The organism is Winogradskyella rapida (assembly GCF_042675845.1).
Taxonomy (GTDB): Bacteria; Bacteroidota; Bacteroidia; order Flavobacteriales; family Flavobacteriaceae; genus Winogradskyella; species Winogradskyella rapida.
Genome location: NZ_JBHTKM010000017.1, coordinates 429,594 through 444,932 on the forward strand (window position 1 = coordinate 429,594; position 15,339 = coordinate 444,932).

Below are 15,339 nucleotides of genomic sequence, written 5' to 3' on the forward strand. Positions count from 1 at the left end.
TTAAAACACGGTGTTATTTGTCACTGTATTCTGTGATATTTAAAACGTAAAAAAGGCCCTTATAAAAATCACTAAATACCGTGAGTTTAAACAAACAGATTTCTTTTACCTTGCCATCAGTAATTCGGTTTGTTCAGAAAAAGACAAATTATTGTTAATGACCATAGTTAAAAATATTTAAGAGATATGATCCCTATAGAAGATGCTAGAAAACACTTAGAGCAATACGCAAAACCAGCCGTAGACCGGTTTGAATTTCGTGCCTATTCTGAGCCTTATCGTGTTTTAGCAAAAGTACTTGGAGGTATAGAAAAAGAGAAACGCGTCTATTATAATCAGTACGATTTTATTGCCGCCTTTGAAGATCCATTCAATATAAATCCTTGGACCACACCAGAAGGAATGCGTTTAGGGATGCAATTATATGGTGTTATTCAAGCGCCATATTTAGCTGCAATGTGGGATTTTATAAACACCTTACCGTATCAAGATTCTTATAACAGGCAGGCCTTTAGATCGCGAGATGGCGAAGATGTGATACATAAAAAAATAGTCAGTTTTAGAGCATTTCTGAATTCCAGCAGAATGGGATTTGGTGGCTTATCTTTGGTAGAACACTTTCAATACAACACGTATTTTTCAGGGAACCAAGACCTTTTTCTAGCCATTGTTTTACACAATGCAGAAGGCGCGTTTGATGCCTTGCTAGACGATATTATTCAGGGAGAAGATGAGATTGGTGGCGTCAGTTCAGATACTATCAAGGCCTTGTTGTATTCCGAAGAGGAAAAACATTGGGAAATGGTTGCCAAATTACTACTTGCAGCGCAACGTCAAGAAGGTTTACGCCAAACCATAATAGAAGCTTTAGATAGCTGTAGCCTTGCTGCGTTTAAATATATGTTACAGGTTATTATAGATAATGACTTAGCCCGTTTTAGTAGTGTGAATAGAGCGGTTTGTACTTGGTTTAATTTGAATTGGGAAGCGCCTAAAAAAGCGCTTATCAATCGTATATTAACACTTGCGCAATCTTTAATTTTCAACTTAAAAGAAGTAGATACTTATTTAAAAAGTAAAGATAATATTGAAGTGCTTGTTGGACTTTGGGCCATTGGTATTTTAGATGTCGATACAGCCAATAGAAAAGCCTTAGACATTGTATTTGACCACGACGACCGAAATAAAAAGATACTCGCCTTGTATTTTATAAGTCAAACCGATAAAACAAACGATGCGCTAGTCCCTTATTTTATAGAAAACATCGGAAAAGATTACGCCTTAGACCATTGGATGGCGGTAAACTTACCAGAAACGTCTTTAGATGATACCACTTTTGAAAAACTACTTACTGTCGCTAAAAATGCCTCAGAAAAAGGAAAGGTTTACGAAAGTAAAATATTCTCGTGGTGGAGTTTTATCCCAAGGTCAGATTATTTCTTCAATTTTATAATGAATAGTGCTACACAAGCACAATTAGAATTAATGGCACCTGATTTTGAAGACTTTCCTTCAGAATTTAGAGAGGCTTATTTTAGAAAGGTATTCCCTAAAAACTACAGCTATTCATTATACTACAACAAAGAACAAATAAAGCACAAAGTAGTATTAAATTACGACCAAAATTCTTGGAAACGCGCTTTAGCAAGACGTGCCATTTACAACAGAAACGAACTGGTAATGGCTACAGGATTAAGCCTGTTCTATAAAATGCACTTGTACGATACCGAATTAGAGATTATTGAAGATTTATTAAGGCGAAAAAGTAAAATGCTACGGACCTCGCTAATACAGTTATTAATAAACTTACCTGTAGATACTTTACGCCATAGCACCACTAATTTAATTCAGGCTAAAAACATAGAACAACGCATAGCCGCTTTAGAAATTTTAACGATTTTACACGATAACAACAGACAATCTAATTTTACTGAAGAGCAAATAGCGCTTTATAAACAGCGACCTAAAATCACTAAAAACGAACAAGTTTATCTTGATAAATTTTCTGACAATACAGAAGAATACAACTACAGTAATGGTTTTGGAGCTATAGATTATGATAATTTATCACCACTTTACATCCCACAGTCGCATTTTAAAACCAAGACCAATATTTTTGATAAGCTAGGAATTACCACTTCCGAGGCTTCTGGGTTTAAATTCAAAGATTTTATTGATGTAAAGAAAATTGTGACTCAAGTCAATCAGTTAATTAATTTGGTTACAGAACATCGCAATCACGAATATCAGATGTTAGCTTATGATGGTGAAATGCACACCACGTATCTTAATAAAGGGGTTCACGATATGAAAAAGTTAAGTGAAGATGCTACAGCTTTAGAGGAGCTGCATAACATACCACTAGCCGACCTTTGGATTTCTTGGTATGAAAAAAGCGAGCTTAACGATTTTGAAATGTATTCGGTTATTCGCTACATCAATAATCGAGAAGCGCCTTTTGGAGCCTATACCATTCTTCAGCCGTATTTACAGCAATATTATCCAGATTTGGCGGGCTTAAACTTAGGAGAAGTAGAACGCTATTATTCAAAATCTAAAACCTATAACAAAATTTTAAAACGTTTGTTTTGGGCTTTTGCAGACCAAAGAATCGTGGGCGATTTTAAGTTTAAGATGTATGAGGATATGATTGCTAATTTCCCTGATAAACATAAACTCATCCAATTTCAAGAGCAAAGTACCTATTACAGCACGGTAACTCATAATTGGACAACCATAATTCAAGAATACACGCCAAATTTTGGTTTAAATCATCTAGACCAATTAACCAACGAGCAACTGTATAAGTATTGGGCGATTCAAATGTATTTATCGGCTCAAAATATGGAACATCCTAGCGAGGCCACTACCATTAAAGTGCTTACGGAAGAGAATATCAATAAGAGAACCTTAAAGTTTCCAGAGGTAGAAATCACCTTAAAATTATACAAAGCCGGTTTAATAAATGATGACGATTTATTATTCCAATCGCTAAACAACCATTCTATAATGAGCATTATGGATGGTGGTTTTAATTACAGAATGAACTTTAAAAAAGGAATAGAACGTAACAGCATTCCAAAACACGTGTTTCTACCTTTAAAAACCAACCTACTAGAAACAGAATTAGAACGTGGTGATTTAGCAACACCGGCTTCTGGGTATATTAGTAGTATTCACCGTGTAGAAGGTGTAGATTATGTGTTTCGCGTTTTAGAACGTTTAGGAAAAGATACGTTTGAGCGTGGTTATAGTTATTATGGCGATAGTAAAAAATCAAAATTCAGTACCATTCTTAAACGAACGGCCTTTAAAGACACAGAATCTTATGCCGATTTTGCCAAACTAGCCGATACTTCTAAAGTGAGTAAAAAACGCTTGATAGAGTTAGCGTGTTACGCTACCCAATGGGCCAATGTTGTGGGGGAATATTTAAAAATTGAAAACCTTGAAAATGCCGTTTGGTGGTTTCAAGCGCACGCTTCAGAATATATGAATAGTGAAAAAGAAACCATTATCGCACGTTATTCTAACATTCCTAAAAACGACTTTGCACTTGGTGCCATAGATATCGATTGGTTTAACAAAGTGTACAAAAACTTAGGAAAAACCAATTGGAAACTGCTTCACGATGCCGCGAAATACATTACCGATGGAAACGGACATAGACAAGTAAAACTCTATTCTAGCGTGATGCTTGGTGAAGTTAAAATCACCGAAACGCTGAAGAAGATTAAAGACAAACGCGATAAAGATTATGTGCGTGCTTTAGGCTTAATTACGTTAAGTAAAACCGTACCAGAAAAAGATTTATTAAAACGTTATAACCTACTTCAAACCTTTTTAAAAGAAAGCAAACAATTTGGGGCACAACGTCAAGAAAGTGAAGCGACTGCTGTAGAGATTGCATTAGACAATTTATCTCGTAACGCTGGGTATAAAGACCGTGTGCGTTTTAGTTGGGCAATGGAAGCCAAAGCCACACAAGCCATTATGGAAAACGCGGTAGTCACCATAGACGACACGGTTATAGAACTTGGTATTACAGACTTAGGTAAAACCACAATTAAAGTCACCAAAGCTGGTAAAACTTTAAAAAACATACCAGCAAAATTGCGTAAAGACAAGCAAGTGGTCGCTTTAAAAGACAACAAAAACTACCTATCTAAACAATACAGCAGAACGCGTTTATCACTTGAAAACGCAATGGTTAATGAAGATGAATTTTCGGCGAAAGAAATTCACGAGTTAATGCAACATCCTATTGTAAAAGCAATGTTGCAAAACTTAGTATTGTATGTGCCTGAGAAAGAAATTTCAGGATTTTACAACAATGGCGCGCTGGTAGATACCGATGGTAAAGTACAAGCATTGGCAGAAGACGATGTGTTGCTTATTGCACACGCCTCTCATTTACATCAATCAGTGGCTTGGGACTTGTATCAGAAATATGTGTTTGCCGAGCGCATAACACAACCCTTTAAGCAAATTTTTAGAGAGTTGTATTTAATCACGAACGACGAGCGTGAGCATAGTAATCGTTCTGAGCGTTACCAAGGACACCAAATTCAGCCTAAAAAAACCGTCGCATTATTACGTGGTCGTGGTTGGACGGTAAGTATGGAAGACGGATTGCAAAAAGTATATCACAAGCAAGGTTTTATTGCTACGATGTACGCGATGGCAGATTGGTTCTCACCCTCAGATACAGAGGCACCAACCTTAGAAGTGATTCAATTTCATTCTATAGACAGCTATAAAAACATTCCGCTTACAGAGATTCCGCCAGTAATTTTTAGCGAAATTATGCGCGATATCGATTTGGTGGTAAGCGTTGCCCACGTTGGTGGTGTAGACCCAGAAGCCAGCCATAGTACAATGGAAATGCGTGCTGCATTGGCCAAAGCTTCGGCTCAATTATTCAAGCTTCCAAACATCACGGTTAAGGAGCGTCATATTTTTGTAAAAGGAACTTTAGGCGAATATACCATCCATTTAGGTAGCGGTTTAGTCAGCAAAAACGGATTGGCATTATCCATCATTCCTGTGCACAGTCAGCATCGCGGACGTATGTTCTTACCTTTTGTAGACGAAGACCCAAAATCGGCAGAAATTATTTCAAAAATGAAATTACTGTCAGAAGATAATAAAATCCAAGATCCAACAATTTTGGCACAAATTAATAGTTAATAGAATCATTAGGGCGTTACCTCGCTTAGGCGAGGTCGGGCTTTCTGTTGCAAGTCCTCGTGCTATCGCACTGTGGGCTTTCCACGACAATCCCTAACGCAAAAAAAATCCGTATACCAATGGAACTGACCTTACAACTAAAAAGATTAGGAAAGAAAAAAGTAAAAGAAGTGCCTTTTACCTTAGAAGCGCATCCTAAAAACCTAGAAGACTTATTAATTGGTTGTGTTAAACATCAAGTAGAAGCGTATAATAAAAAACGAACCGAAGTCAACGTCATCGGATTTTTAAGTCCAGCCGAAATACAAGAACAAGCCCAAAGTGGTAAAGTCGATTTTGGAGAAATCACCAACACAACGCTAGCTAATCATCAAGAAGCTATAGACAATGTGTTATTAGCCTTTAAAGACGGATTATTCGTGGTTTTTGTAGACGATGAAGAAATCACCGATTTAAATGCACCACTACAACTCACGTCTAATAGTGTCATTGCTTTTATCAGGCTTACATTTCTAGTGGGCACCTATTGGTAAATGGTAGCTATGGAAACACTTAAACACGACTTAGCAGAACAAATCACGAATGAGCATTCGGTGTGGTCAACATTATTAGCGAATACTAATTTTGGGAATTACGCTTCAAGTTTCTGGAACGTTACTCTAAAACCAGAAGAGGTTACGATAAACCGAGATGAGAACACCATCACATTTGAACAAGCTAATTTTCAATTTGATGTAGAAGCTGGATTATCTTTTGGTGATGACCATTCCCTATATACAAAACAAGTTTCCGGACACGGCACATTTCAAACTATAGATTCTAAAACTATTCAACTTAAAACTTTAACTTTAGATACCGATTACAAGTACTAAATAAACAAATTCAAAATACAAACATCATGAAAAACTATTCAAACGCCATTATTTTTGGAATAGCCATCGTTGCCGCTTCCATTTTTTTAGGAAAAGCCTATACCGACCGAAATAAAAAAGACGGTGAAATTCAAGTTACAGGACTAGGAAAAACAGATTTCTCTTCCGATTTAATTGTTTGGGAAGGGAGTTTTGGATCTACAAGTAGCGATTTAAAACAAGCTTACATCTCTCTAGAAGAAAATAAAAGTATTATAAACAGCTATTTAGAAAAGAAAGGAATTCCAACTGAAGAGATTGTCTATTCTGCTGTGCAAACCCGACAAAGAACCAAGCAATTATACACTATTAATGGTGATTATGCAGGCGAAGAATTTGTTGGTTATGAATTGACACAATCTTTAGAAATTAAATCTGAAGACGTCGATAAAATAGAGAAAGTCTCTAGAGAAATCACTGAATTATTAAATCAAGGGGTTCAGTTCTATTCGCAAGCACCACGCTATTATTACACCAAACTAGCCGATCTTAAAATTGAAATGATTTCTAAAGCCACTGAAGATGCCCGATTACGTGCAGAAAAAATTGCAGAGTTTTCAGGAGGCGAATTGAGTGATTTAGAATCGGCTAAAATGGGAATCTTTCAAATTACAGGACAAAATTCAGGCGAGGATTATTCTTGGGGTGGTACGTTCAATACGAGTTCTAGAGAAAAAACAGCTTCTATTACCATGAAATTGGTTTATAAAGTAGACTAATCCCCTACTCGATTTATATGTTAAAAAAGGTATTCTTATCCATGAGAATACCTTTCTTTATATCTGAAACTGACGAACAAAAAATCTTCAATAAAGCGAAGTAAAACATAATGGTTGAAATTATAAAAGCAAACGCCACGCATTCGGATCTCATTGTAGAGATCGGAACTCAAGCGTTTAGGGAGTCTCACGGACATAGTGCTTCTAAAGCCGACATAGAAACTTATATTTCTAAAACGTATAATAAAGAAGCTATCCTTGAAGAATTTAACAACGAGAAAGTCCGTTATCATCTTATTTATTGTGATGGTGTTATTGCAGGATTTTCAAAAATTCAATTAGATACGAGCAACAAAAACATAGCGGATTTAAACATTACGAAGTTAGACCGCCTCTATCTTTTAGAAGCCTTTCATGGCAAACGATTAGGCGCTAAATTGTTTCAATTTACTATGGAATTATCAAAGAAACTGGATCAAAACGGTATTTGGCTTGCGGTTTGGACAGAAAACCAAAAGGCGGTAAAGTTTTATCAGAACATGGGTTTTAAGATTGTAGGCGCTTTTGATTTTAAAATATCTGAGACGCATAGCAATCCCAATCATATTATGTATTTAGAATACTAAACCAATGCAAAGTGCAGGTCTAGAAACGGTAACGGATAATTCTTCAAAAAGAAATTTTATGCTCCTGACTGAGTTTATAGAAAAGAAAGACAACCAATACCTATTTAAAGGCATAGGCGACACACGGAGTAACGTCATCATTGAAAATTATGTGGGTTAATTTTCAATTGTGTTATTAGACTGTCCGCAGATCAATTCAACCTAAAAAACCATCCTTATCACAGTTCATCAAGAGATTCTTATCCATAAGAACCCCTTTAATTTTAGGAAATACCTTACAATTAATCTATTTAAACGAAGAATTGCATCTATAAATGGCTGAATACCGTGATAAAAAAAACTTACTGTTGCGCTAATTTTGTCCAAGACAAAAAAAAATAATTATGAGTAATACCATTTACGGACCAGAAAAAACACCAGAAGAAATAGCTAAAATAGTAGAGCAAACTGAAAATAGCGATCAAAAAATCTATCCTATTTTAAAACCTGGCGACTGGGTTGGATTAAAAGCAGGCGCGTTGAGTTCAACTTTAATTCCGTCTGAAGATGGTGCTGAAGTTGTAATTGGTTACGGTATGGATACACCAGACAACTTTGTGTTTTTAACCAAACAGCATTTAGAAACTATGGATGCTAAGCAAATTACCCAAGAGGCTTTTACCAATTTAGAAGCTTACGATACCGATTTCGAATTTGTTGAAGCTCTAAACAACAAAGCTCTAGCCTCTAGTGGAAATGATTTTTCTAGTGAACGTATTCTTTCTAAAGCGCATATGTTAAAAGCACATGCTATGTTAGAAGCCGAAGAATTATTAGTTTCTATTCCTAGACGTACCTGTATGATGGTGATGTCTAAAACAGCCGATGAAGATACGGTGAACAAATTTGTTTACTTACACAACCATACTTGGAATGACGACAGCTTTGGAAATGCTCCTATTATCAACGCACTTTTCGTTGTAAAAGAAGGTAGCATTGTTGGCCATATTCCTCTATAATTTTATAGTATAAAATATTGAAAAAAAGGCGTTTTAAGTCGCTATTTCGTTTCAACAAAAAAAAGGTGTTTACGTAACGTAAACACCTTTTTTTTTAGGCCTAAAATTCACCAAAATTCTGCCAAAAAAGCAAACCACTAAATCTTCAAATGGCTGAATACCGTGATTAAAACAAACAAGTGTTGCGCTAATTTTGAAATAAATAAAAAACAAATAATATTATGAGTAATACCATTCACGGACCAGAAAAAACACCTGAAGAAATAGCTAAAATAGTAGAACAAACTGAAAATAGCGATAAAAAGATTTACCCTATTTTAAAACCTGGAGACTGGGTTGGATTAAAAGCAGGCGCTTTGAGTTCAACTTTAATTCCGTCTGAAGATGGCGCAGAAGTCGTGATTGGTTACGGTATGGATACGCCAGATAACTTTGTGTTTTTAACTAAACAGCATTTAGAAACTATGGATGCTAAGCAAATTACCCAAGAAGCCTTTACAAATTTAGCAAACATTGATACAGGATTAGAATTTGTTGGTGCTCTAGACAATAAAGCAGTTGGTGCTAACGGAAACGATTTTTCTAGTGAAACCATTCTTTCTAGAACACATATGCTAAAAGCACATGAAATGTTGGATGCGGAAGAATTATTAGTCTCTATCCCAAGAAGAACGTGTATGACTATTATTTCAAGACAAGCAGATGAAGATACCATTAATAAGTTTGCGTATTTACACAACTATACTTGGGAAGATGATAGTTATGGAAACGCCCCTATCACAAATTCATTTTTTATTGTAAAAGATGGTAACATTGTAGGCCATATTCCATTATAATTTAAATAAGTAAAGACTTATAAAAAAAGCATTCTTATCATTAAGAATGCTTTTTTATACGTCCAAGTTTATATAATCAAGTCTAATAACTAATTTATGACAATTCGAAATAGCTGAATCCCGTGATAGAAATCAACGATTGCTATTCTAATTTTGTATTAATAAATAAACACACAACACCATGAGCAGTACACTTCAGGGACCAGAAAAAACAACAGAAGAAATAGAAAAAATAATAGAGCAAACTAAAAATAGTGATCAAAAAATCTTTCCTATTTTAAAACCAGGAAATTGGGTTGGACTAAAAGCTGGAGCGTTAAGTTATAATTTAATAAATACGGATGCCGGACCAAAGGTTGTTATTGCATACGGTATCAATACACCAGATAATTTTGTGTTTTTAACGCAGCAACATTTGGGAACTATGGATAGTAAAGACCTTGCAGATGAAGCATTTAGAAATTTAAGAAATTATGAAACTGAATTCACCTATTCTAAAGTCCTTCAAAATAAGGTTCTAACCTCTAGCGGACACGATTTTTCAAGTGAACGTATTCTTTCTGAAGCACATATGTTAAAAGCACACGCGATGTTAGAAGCCGAAGAAATATTGGTTTCTATACCAAGACGAACGTGTATGATGGTCATTTCTAGAAATGCTAACGAAAAACTACTCGGCGCATTTTTAAGCTTACACAAAGATGCTTGGGAAGACGATAGTTATGGCAATGCGCCCATCGCCAATATTCTTTTTACGATGAAAGCAGGCCGAATTACAGGCCATATCGCCTTAGATAGTATAACAAGAAATGAATAAAAAATAGCTAAATCTTGTTACTATTTTCTGTATCAATTTTAAATTATCAGCTAAACTACTAAATATTTAAATAGCTGAATACAGGGATAAAAAAAACTATATGCTTCTTTAATTTTGTAGTAAATCTATAAGGTGTAGCATTATAAGTATAACAAATTACTGCCACTTATATCTCTTTATCTCGTTGGTTGTAAATAGCGAACGATACATATTTAAAAAACTAAAAATTGAAAAATCTAGACTTCAGCATTAACGGTAGAGTACAAAATTTAATGGTAGACATTTTTGAGGCTATAAGTACCCAAAAAGAAACCGAAATAAAAATCAGTGAGCTTTTAGATACCCGAAGCATTTTTGAACTCATTTTTGAAATTGTAAGAACCTCTGGTTTTTATAGTGAAGACGAAAACTTCAAATTAATAAAAGCCTTAAATATTGACACTGATGAGGCTAGTACAGAAGATGCGTTATTCAATACTTGGATGACTATGGGCACCAACCTCAACACCTCCAAAACTCAAGAAGAATTTAATGCCAAATTCGCTTTGTTTGTGCCAATTATTTTAAAACGCATGGAAGCGATTAACCGTATGTCGGCTTAATAGTTCATTACATTTATAGACCTTATAACCACCAATCGTCCAAAACAACACTATGAACATAGAAAAATTAATTAAAACTCGGGAGCCTTACCAAGAAAGATTATTTGAGAGTTTCTTAATCGAAAACATAAAGTCGTACGAGGAACTTATGGACGTTTATCAAACTTATAAACAAAATCATCCTGACAAGACTGTAATTTTAACCCTTGATGATTTAGGTCAAGCTGAATATACCAGTGGTCACGCTTGTGATTACAATTCTCTGCTAGATACAGACGGTTATGATTTATCTGGACTAGATGAAGCGTGCTATGATGAAGATAACGAGCATTTGGGGCATCTTTCTACACCATCAGAATATTTTATTATCCGAGAAAACTTTTTGAAACAAACAAAAGGGATCGATTTTAAAACGGTTTGTGAAAAAGGCATAGACAATGCTGAAGACGATGTTTTAGATTTAGAAAACATTAATGAATCTCCATTAGCTTTTTTAGACCAACAGATTATCTTGAAAATTCTTCCTGTTGAAAAGCCATACGAAGGACTTACTGGCTTTCCGAATGGATATTTTGATGCCGACTTCAGTCCTTTTGAAAATTACGCGCTATCAAAACATCTATTTGAAACCTATAATCTTGAACTTTTTGGCATAGGCGCTTCCTTTTTAGGATTTATTAGAAATGAACCCTTAAAAGACAATGAATTAAAAGCATTGGTAATTGACTTAGCAAAATTGTATAACACCACCGAATCAGAATTTGAAAAATTAGCAGACATCATTAAAAATAAAAACCATTTATTTTTAAGATATACCGAATAATTTCAATTATAAAAAAACTAAAAAGCCCAATTATAAAATTTATAATTGGTTTTTTTTTATTATTTATGCTAAGCACCTAAAATTTACTCAGAAAATTGTTTTATAATTTCAAACAAGGTTAATTTAGTTCTCTTTATACTACCATCATCGTGACGAAATAAATGTACTTTAGTATTATCATAGCAACCAAAAAACAATAAATCACCTTCAGAATTAGCACCAATAGCTTTACCTAAAGCTAATTTTTCTAAACTCCACCTGTACCCGTCTAAATCTTTAAATGTCGGGTTCATAAATTCACTTAACGTTTTAACATACGGATGTAATGCGTAAATACGGCTAACTTCCATTCCATCTATGTTGGTGCGTTCCATCATCTTTTCAAAATTGTACAAGGTAAATTCTTCTTCCTCAAAAATTACAGTCCTTGGTTTTTCTGCAATAAACTCCCTGTAATTTTTTCTAAACATTGGTTTTAGTTCATCTACCGAGGTTATAATTAAATTTTCATTCATAGTTGTAACTTTTAAAAGTATTAGTTCTTAGTATTTTCTTTTGTTTTAGTATCTACAATCTGTAGTAATGTTGGCATTCGGTATTTACCGTGCATACGTTCTATGGCTTTAAAAACCTCATCTCTATCTGTGCCAATAGCCGTGACATATAATGGTTTTTTACTTTCGCCACGAAACACTTCTTTAAACACCGCTGTTTTAGACACAAACTCAGATTTTGCAATACCTACAATCGGAATTTTATGGTCTAAAGCTTGGTACAAATAGCCACCTAAACCCAAGTGTTTTTCTTCTAGAATCACATATCCATCTACAATAATTAATTCTACCTCATTTAAATTCACTTGTTTTAGTAAACTTAAAATACACGGCAATTCGCGTTTATAAAAGGAACCTGGTTCGTACGGTGCTACACCTTCAATAATATCGGTGTAAATTTGCGTTGGAGCTTCGTCTTCCCAATCGTTAAAGCTTACCGCAATGGTTTTGGCTTTTCCGTCGTAATAATAAGTATCAAAAGCGAGTATCATAGAGTATTAGTTTAAGGATGACATTTCAAAATTAGAACTAACCTAAAACCGGAATAATATGCTCCCAATTCAAAGCAGTCGCATAATTTAAGGCTGTTTTTCCGGTATTGCTTTTTGCATTTTTATCGGCACCCAATTCTAATAAAATCTCCACAGCGATTTTGTTACCCGCAATAGTTTCTGTGTGTAATCGCGTCACGCCATTTTCATCTGCAACTTTAACCACATCTAGATTTCCTTCAAAGTAATCTCTAGCCGGTTGTTCCATCACTTTACTCATTGGATGCTCAATAAGATTTTCTTCATGTTCTTCCTGCTGATAAGCTACTAGAATATTGTTAGGGTCTCCAAAATCTAATCCCCAAGCATCATCGTGTTGCTTTCTGGCGTCTTCTGTCATATCTGAACGTAAAACCTGAATGGTGTAACCGCCATACGTTTTACGGTCTATGGCTAGCATCCAATCTGATATTTCAGAAACTTTTCTAGTTACGGTATCACCTTCAGCAACATTGGTTAATAGGTTAGGTGAATTCATTAAAACACCTGTAATATGTTCCCCATCAAAAGCGATTTCGCTAATCCACATATGTTCTACAGTAGGTTGGTCATCACCTTCTGCCATTTGTTGAAAAGGAATTTTTACCAATGCTAAATCGTGCGCAGGAACAACTCTTTTTGCTTCCCAATACATTTCTCTCCAGAAATAGTTAAACGTGTCTTGTGCTTTACGATAAGCCGCTTTCATTTTTTGATTTTGTTCGGCAAAAACGATATTGTTATCTTGACTCATAGTTTTTTAATATTTTAAATTAGATATATTTTCAGCATTGGATTTTCATCCGAAATACATTAGTTTTTTTAATAAAAATCATAATACAAACTCCACTTTTTGGTGTCGTTATTTTTGGCGAACATTAAACTACCACCATCAACCACGTTGAAATTCGCCTTGTAATCTGACATAATTTGAAACACAAACTGAAAACCTTTACCAAACCCCTCTGCATCACCAATTCCAGATTGGCAAAAAGAAGGATAACCGCCTATTTTATGGTAGTAGATGTGGTCGGTAATATCAAAATAATCGTCAATAATGCCTTCATCTTCTAATTTTAAAATTTCGTCTGTATCTTCTAGAGATAAACCACCACCATCCCACAACGGAAAATCATTGTTGTCTAATTCGGCTTGTAGCGGAAAAGGCTTTATAACCGCATTAGGAGTTTCTAAATTTTTAATTTTTATGTTTTCTAGACTGTCATATTCTCTAAGGAGCCAATGGTCTCCCATCTCTTCAAAACACTCTGGCCATTCTGCGGAAACAAAAACAGTGATGAGTTTCGTATACTTAAGACTTGGATGAACGTAAGGCAAATTAGGTAAGTAAAATTGCGCCAACGGAAACATCTGATTTCCGTTTTTATCTAACGGAATCTCTTCATCTTCGTGATACGCAAAGACATTACCAATCCAACTTTCATCTATCGTGTTTTTCGGTCTAAAACCACCAGTCGTAAATTTAGTAACCGGTTTAGATATTTTATTTTTTAGCTCTTCTACAGTCATTTTTTCACTATTTATCCAAACATCGTGGTATCGACAAAATTTTCACCGTCATAAGATTGCGCAATTAAATAATGATTCCCAAACATTCCATCTTCGGTATAAATGACGTCTATCAAGTCTTTTGCATAAAAATTAATAGCCGTTATTGTTAGCTTCTGTCTGAATTCTTCCGCGTTTAATACAGGATAACCATTCTCTTCATCTGCCCAGTTTTCATTGTAATTTTCGTGAAACGCACTCACGATTTCATCGGTTGCTTTTTTCTCCTTATTCTCAAAGTCCTCTAAAAATGAATTTCCTAAAGCCATCATTTCATCTAAAGAGATTTCATCTAAATTTAGACTGATATTGATTTTCTGCTGTCCAGATAAAATAGTTGCTCGATAACAATCGTTGGTTCTCGGATCTTTTGTGAGCGTATCTTTTGATATTTTCATACTTGTAATATTATCCTAAATCGGTTCTAATGTTAGAGAAGTCACCTTTGGCGAGTTTGTCTTTTTCAATAAAAAACATTAGAAACTCATCCATATCCCAGTCCCAAGAAAAAACATTATTCCATCGTAACGTAAGTAAAGACGTCCATTCATCCGTTTTACGAGGATCGTAGCCTAAAGTGTTGTAATACGGATATCCAAATAAATAGCTATATGTTTTTTTGCTCACCATATCTGGTACTTTACTACATACGTAATCTAGTTGCCTTTTATTTAACCCCTTGTATTTATACAACTCTTCTCTATAAGGAATATCTACATTTTCTTGCAAATCAATGCGTATACAGTGGTCTACATAGAAGTAATTTAAATTAGGGTTTACATAGGTCTTTAACGGTGTACCTTCTTCAAAATAATAGACTTTTGCATAATCTTTAGCTCCGAAAAACACGTTTTTATCATCGTCATTAGCGATAAAAAAACTTAACATCCCTGTTTTTGGTAGTGGCGTTTCAAATTTAATTTCACTTAAATTAATTTGTAATGCAAAACGATAATCACCAAACTCGTGTTTAGGCCATTCAAAATCTTCAGGTACTTCTGGATAGCCTCCTTGTTTACTTAAACCTACATTTTCTTTGCTTCGGTTTTCTCCTACTATTTTGATAGAGGGTAAACTTACAGATCTTAGATAGGCTTCTTTTTTATATAAATCGTATTTTTCAATTTTAACTATCTCTTCAAACTTAGCTTTGTCCATAAAGTT

Annotated in this window: 17 protein-coding genes; 11 read left to right on the forward strand and 6 right to left on the reverse strand. The window is 34.8% G+C overall.

Going from position 1 to position 15,339, the window contains the following annotated elements:
- The first annotated feature begins 186 nt into the window (after nucleotides 1-186).
- The 11 genes from ACFQ13_RS05665 to ACFQ13_RS05715 all read left to right on the forward strand — a co-directional run bounded on the left by ACFQ13_RS05665 (nucleotide 187) and on the right by ACFQ13_RS05715 (nucleotide 11,522).
- A complete protein-coding gene (locus ACFQ13_RS05665) occupies nucleotides 187-5,190 on the forward strand; it encodes a DUF4132 domain-containing protein (RefSeq protein WP_386115010.1) in 5,004 nt (1,667 codons plus the stop codon).
- 119 nt (nucleotides 5,191-5,309) lie between these two features.
- Nucleotides 5,310-5,723 (forward strand): hypothetical protein, encoded by a 414-nt coding sequence (locus tag ACFQ13_RS05670; protein ID WP_386115012.1) that lies wholly within the window; start codon nucleotides 5,310-5,312, stop codon nucleotides 5,721-5,723.
- A gap of 9 nt (nucleotides 5,724-5,732) precedes the next feature.
- Complete coding sequence (locus ACFQ13_RS05675) at nucleotides 5,733-6,062, forward strand: hypothetical protein (protein ID WP_386115015.1); 330 nt, start codon at nucleotides 5,733-5,735, stop codon at nucleotides 6,060-6,062.
- 26 nt (nucleotides 6,063-6,088) lie between these two features.
- Nucleotides 6,089-6,820, forward strand: a complete 732-nt coding sequence (locus tag ACFQ13_RS05680) for an SIMPL domain-containing protein (protein WP_386115018.1) — start codon at nucleotides 6,089-6,091, stop codon at nucleotides 6,818-6,820.
- A 110-nt stretch (nucleotides 6,821-6,930) separates the two neighbouring features.
- On the forward strand, nucleotides 6,931-7,446 hold the full coding sequence (locus ACFQ13_RS05685) for a GNAT family N-acetyltransferase (RefSeq protein WP_386115021.1): 516 nt from the start codon (nucleotides 6,931-6,933) through the stop codon (nucleotides 7,444-7,446).
- A 4-nt stretch (nucleotides 7,447-7,450) separates the two neighbouring features.
- Complete coding sequence (locus ACFQ13_RS05690; RefSeq protein WP_386115029.1) at nucleotides 7,451-7,606, forward strand: hypothetical protein; 156 nt, start codon at nucleotides 7,451-7,453, stop codon at nucleotides 7,604-7,606.
- A 223-nt stretch (nucleotides 7,607-7,829) separates the two neighbouring features.
- A complete protein-coding gene (locus ACFQ13_RS05695; protein WP_386115031.1) occupies nucleotides 7,830-8,444 on the forward strand; it encodes a DUF1444 family protein in 615 nt (204 codons plus the stop codon).
- 221 nt (nucleotides 8,445-8,665) lie between these two features.
- Complete coding sequence (locus tag ACFQ13_RS05700; protein ID WP_386115033.1) at nucleotides 8,666-9,280, forward strand: DUF1444 family protein; 615 nt, start codon at nucleotides 8,666-8,668, stop codon at nucleotides 9,278-9,280.
- Nucleotides 9,281-9,461: 181 nt separating this feature from the next.
- Nucleotides 9,462-10,097, forward strand: a complete 636-nt coding sequence (locus ACFQ13_RS05705) for a hypothetical protein (protein ID WP_386115034.1) — start codon at nucleotides 9,462-9,464, stop codon at nucleotides 10,095-10,097.
- Nucleotides 10,098-10,324: 227 nt separating this feature from the next.
- Entirely contained in the window at nucleotides 10,325-10,699 is a 375-nt protein-coding gene (locus ACFQ13_RS05710) for a hypothetical protein (RefSeq protein WP_386115036.1), read from the forward strand.
- A gap of 52 nt (nucleotides 10,700-10,751) precedes the next feature.
- Nucleotides 10,752-11,522, forward strand: a complete 771-nt coding sequence (locus ACFQ13_RS05715; protein ID WP_386115038.1) for a hypothetical protein — start codon at nucleotides 10,752-10,754, stop codon at nucleotides 11,520-11,522.
- A gap of 83 nt (nucleotides 11,523-11,605) precedes the next feature.
- Here the strand turns inward: ACFQ13_RS05715 and ACFQ13_RS05720 are convergent, their stop codons facing one another.
- The 6 genes from ACFQ13_RS05720 to ACFQ13_RS05745 form a co-directional block, all read right to left on the reverse strand.
- Complete coding sequence (locus tag ACFQ13_RS05720) at nucleotides 11,606-12,037, reverse strand: hypothetical protein (RefSeq protein ID WP_386115041.1); 432 nt, start codon at nucleotides 12,035-12,037, stop codon at nucleotides 11,606-11,608.
- Between the two features lie 20 nt (nucleotides 12,038-12,057).
- Nucleotides 12,058-12,567 (reverse strand): endonuclease V, encoded by a 510-nt coding sequence (locus ACFQ13_RS05725; protein ID WP_386115043.1) that lies wholly within the window; start codon nucleotides 12,565-12,567, stop codon nucleotides 12,058-12,060.
- A gap of 37 nt (nucleotides 12,568-12,604) precedes the next feature.
- Nucleotides 12,605-13,360, reverse strand: coding sequence for a DUF2314 domain-containing protein (locus ACFQ13_RS05730; RefSeq protein ID WP_386115044.1), 756 nt, complete (start codon nucleotides 13,358-13,360; stop codon nucleotides 12,605-12,607).
- A gap of 68 nt (nucleotides 13,361-13,428) precedes the next feature.
- Complete coding sequence (locus ACFQ13_RS05735; protein ID WP_386115046.1) at nucleotides 13,429-14,136, reverse strand: DUF1963 domain-containing protein; 708 nt, start codon at nucleotides 14,134-14,136, stop codon at nucleotides 13,429-13,431.
- Nucleotides 14,137-14,147: 11 nt separating this feature from the next.
- Nucleotides 14,148-14,573 carry a DUF2262 domain-containing protein gene (locus ACFQ13_RS05740; RefSeq protein ID WP_386115048.1) on the reverse strand — a complete coding sequence of 142 codons (426 nt, stop codon included), beginning with the start codon at nucleotides 14,571-14,573 and terminating at the stop codon, nucleotides 14,148-14,150.
- Nucleotides 14,574-14,583: 10 nt separating this feature from the next.
- A complete protein-coding gene (locus ACFQ13_RS05745; protein WP_386115050.1) occupies nucleotides 14,584-15,333 on the reverse strand; it encodes a DUF1963 domain-containing protein in 750 nt (249 codons plus the stop codon).
- Between the last annotated feature and the right edge of the window lie 6 nt (nucleotides 15,334-15,339).

Bases quoted from the DNA above. Each gene is read 5' to 3' on its own strand.
- ACFQ13_RS05735 (WP_386115046.1), bottom strand. From the start codon at position 14,136: ATGACTGTAGAAGAGCTAAAAAATAAAATATCTAAACCGGTTACTAAA.
- ACFQ13_RS05725 (WP_386115043.1), bottom strand. From the start codon at position 12,567: ATGATACTCGCTTTTGATACTTATTATTACGACGGAAAAGCCAAAACC.
- ACFQ13_RS05670 (WP_386115012.1), top strand. From the start codon at position 5,310: ATGGAACTGACCTTACAACTAAAAAGATTAGGAAAGAAAAAAGTAAAA.
- ACFQ13_RS05730 (WP_386115044.1), bottom strand. From the start codon at position 13,360: ATGAGTCAAGATAACAATATCGTTTTTGCCGAACAAAATCAAAAAATG.
- ACFQ13_RS05715 (WP_386115038.1), top strand. From the start codon at position 10,752: ATGAACATAGAAAAATTAATTAAAACTCGGGAGCCTTACCAAGAAAGA.
- ACFQ13_RS05740 (WP_386115048.1), bottom strand. From the start codon at position 14,573: ATGAAAATATCAAAAGATACGCTCACAAAAGATCCGAGAACCAACGAT.
- ACFQ13_RS05675 (WP_386115015.1), top strand. From the start codon at position 5,733: ATGGAAACACTTAAACACGACTTAGCAGAACAAATCACGAATGAGCAT.
- ACFQ13_RS05745 (WP_386115050.1), bottom strand. From the start codon at position 15,333: ATGGACAAAGCTAAGTTTGAAGAGATAGTTAAAATTGAAAAATACGAT.
- ACFQ13_RS05690 (WP_386115029.1), top strand. From the start codon at position 7,451: ATGCAAAGTGCAGGTCTAGAAACGGTAACGGATAATTCTTCAAAAAGA.
- ACFQ13_RS05695 (WP_386115031.1), top strand. From the start codon at position 7,830: ATGAGTAATACCATTTACGGACCAGAAAAAACACCAGAAGAAATAGCT.
- ACFQ13_RS05665 (WP_386115010.1), top strand. From the start codon at position 187: ATGATCCCTATAGAAGATGCTAGAAAACACTTAGAGCAATACGCAAAA.
- ACFQ13_RS05720 (WP_386115041.1), bottom strand. From the start codon at position 12,037: ATGAATGAAAATTTAATTATAACCTCGGTAGATGAACTAAAACCAATG.
- ACFQ13_RS05705 (WP_386115034.1), top strand. From the start codon at position 9,462: ATGAGCAGTACACTTCAGGGACCAGAAAAAACAACAGAAGAAATAGAA.
- ACFQ13_RS05685 (WP_386115021.1), top strand. From the start codon at position 6,931: ATGGTTGAAATTATAAAAGCAAACGCCACGCATTCGGATCTCATTGTA.
- ACFQ13_RS05700 (WP_386115033.1), top strand. From the start codon at position 8,666: ATGAGTAATACCATTCACGGACCAGAAAAAACACCTGAAGAAATAGCT.
- ACFQ13_RS05680 (WP_386115018.1), top strand. From the start codon at position 6,089: ATGAAAAACTATTCAAACGCCATTATTTTTGGAATAGCCATCGTTGCC.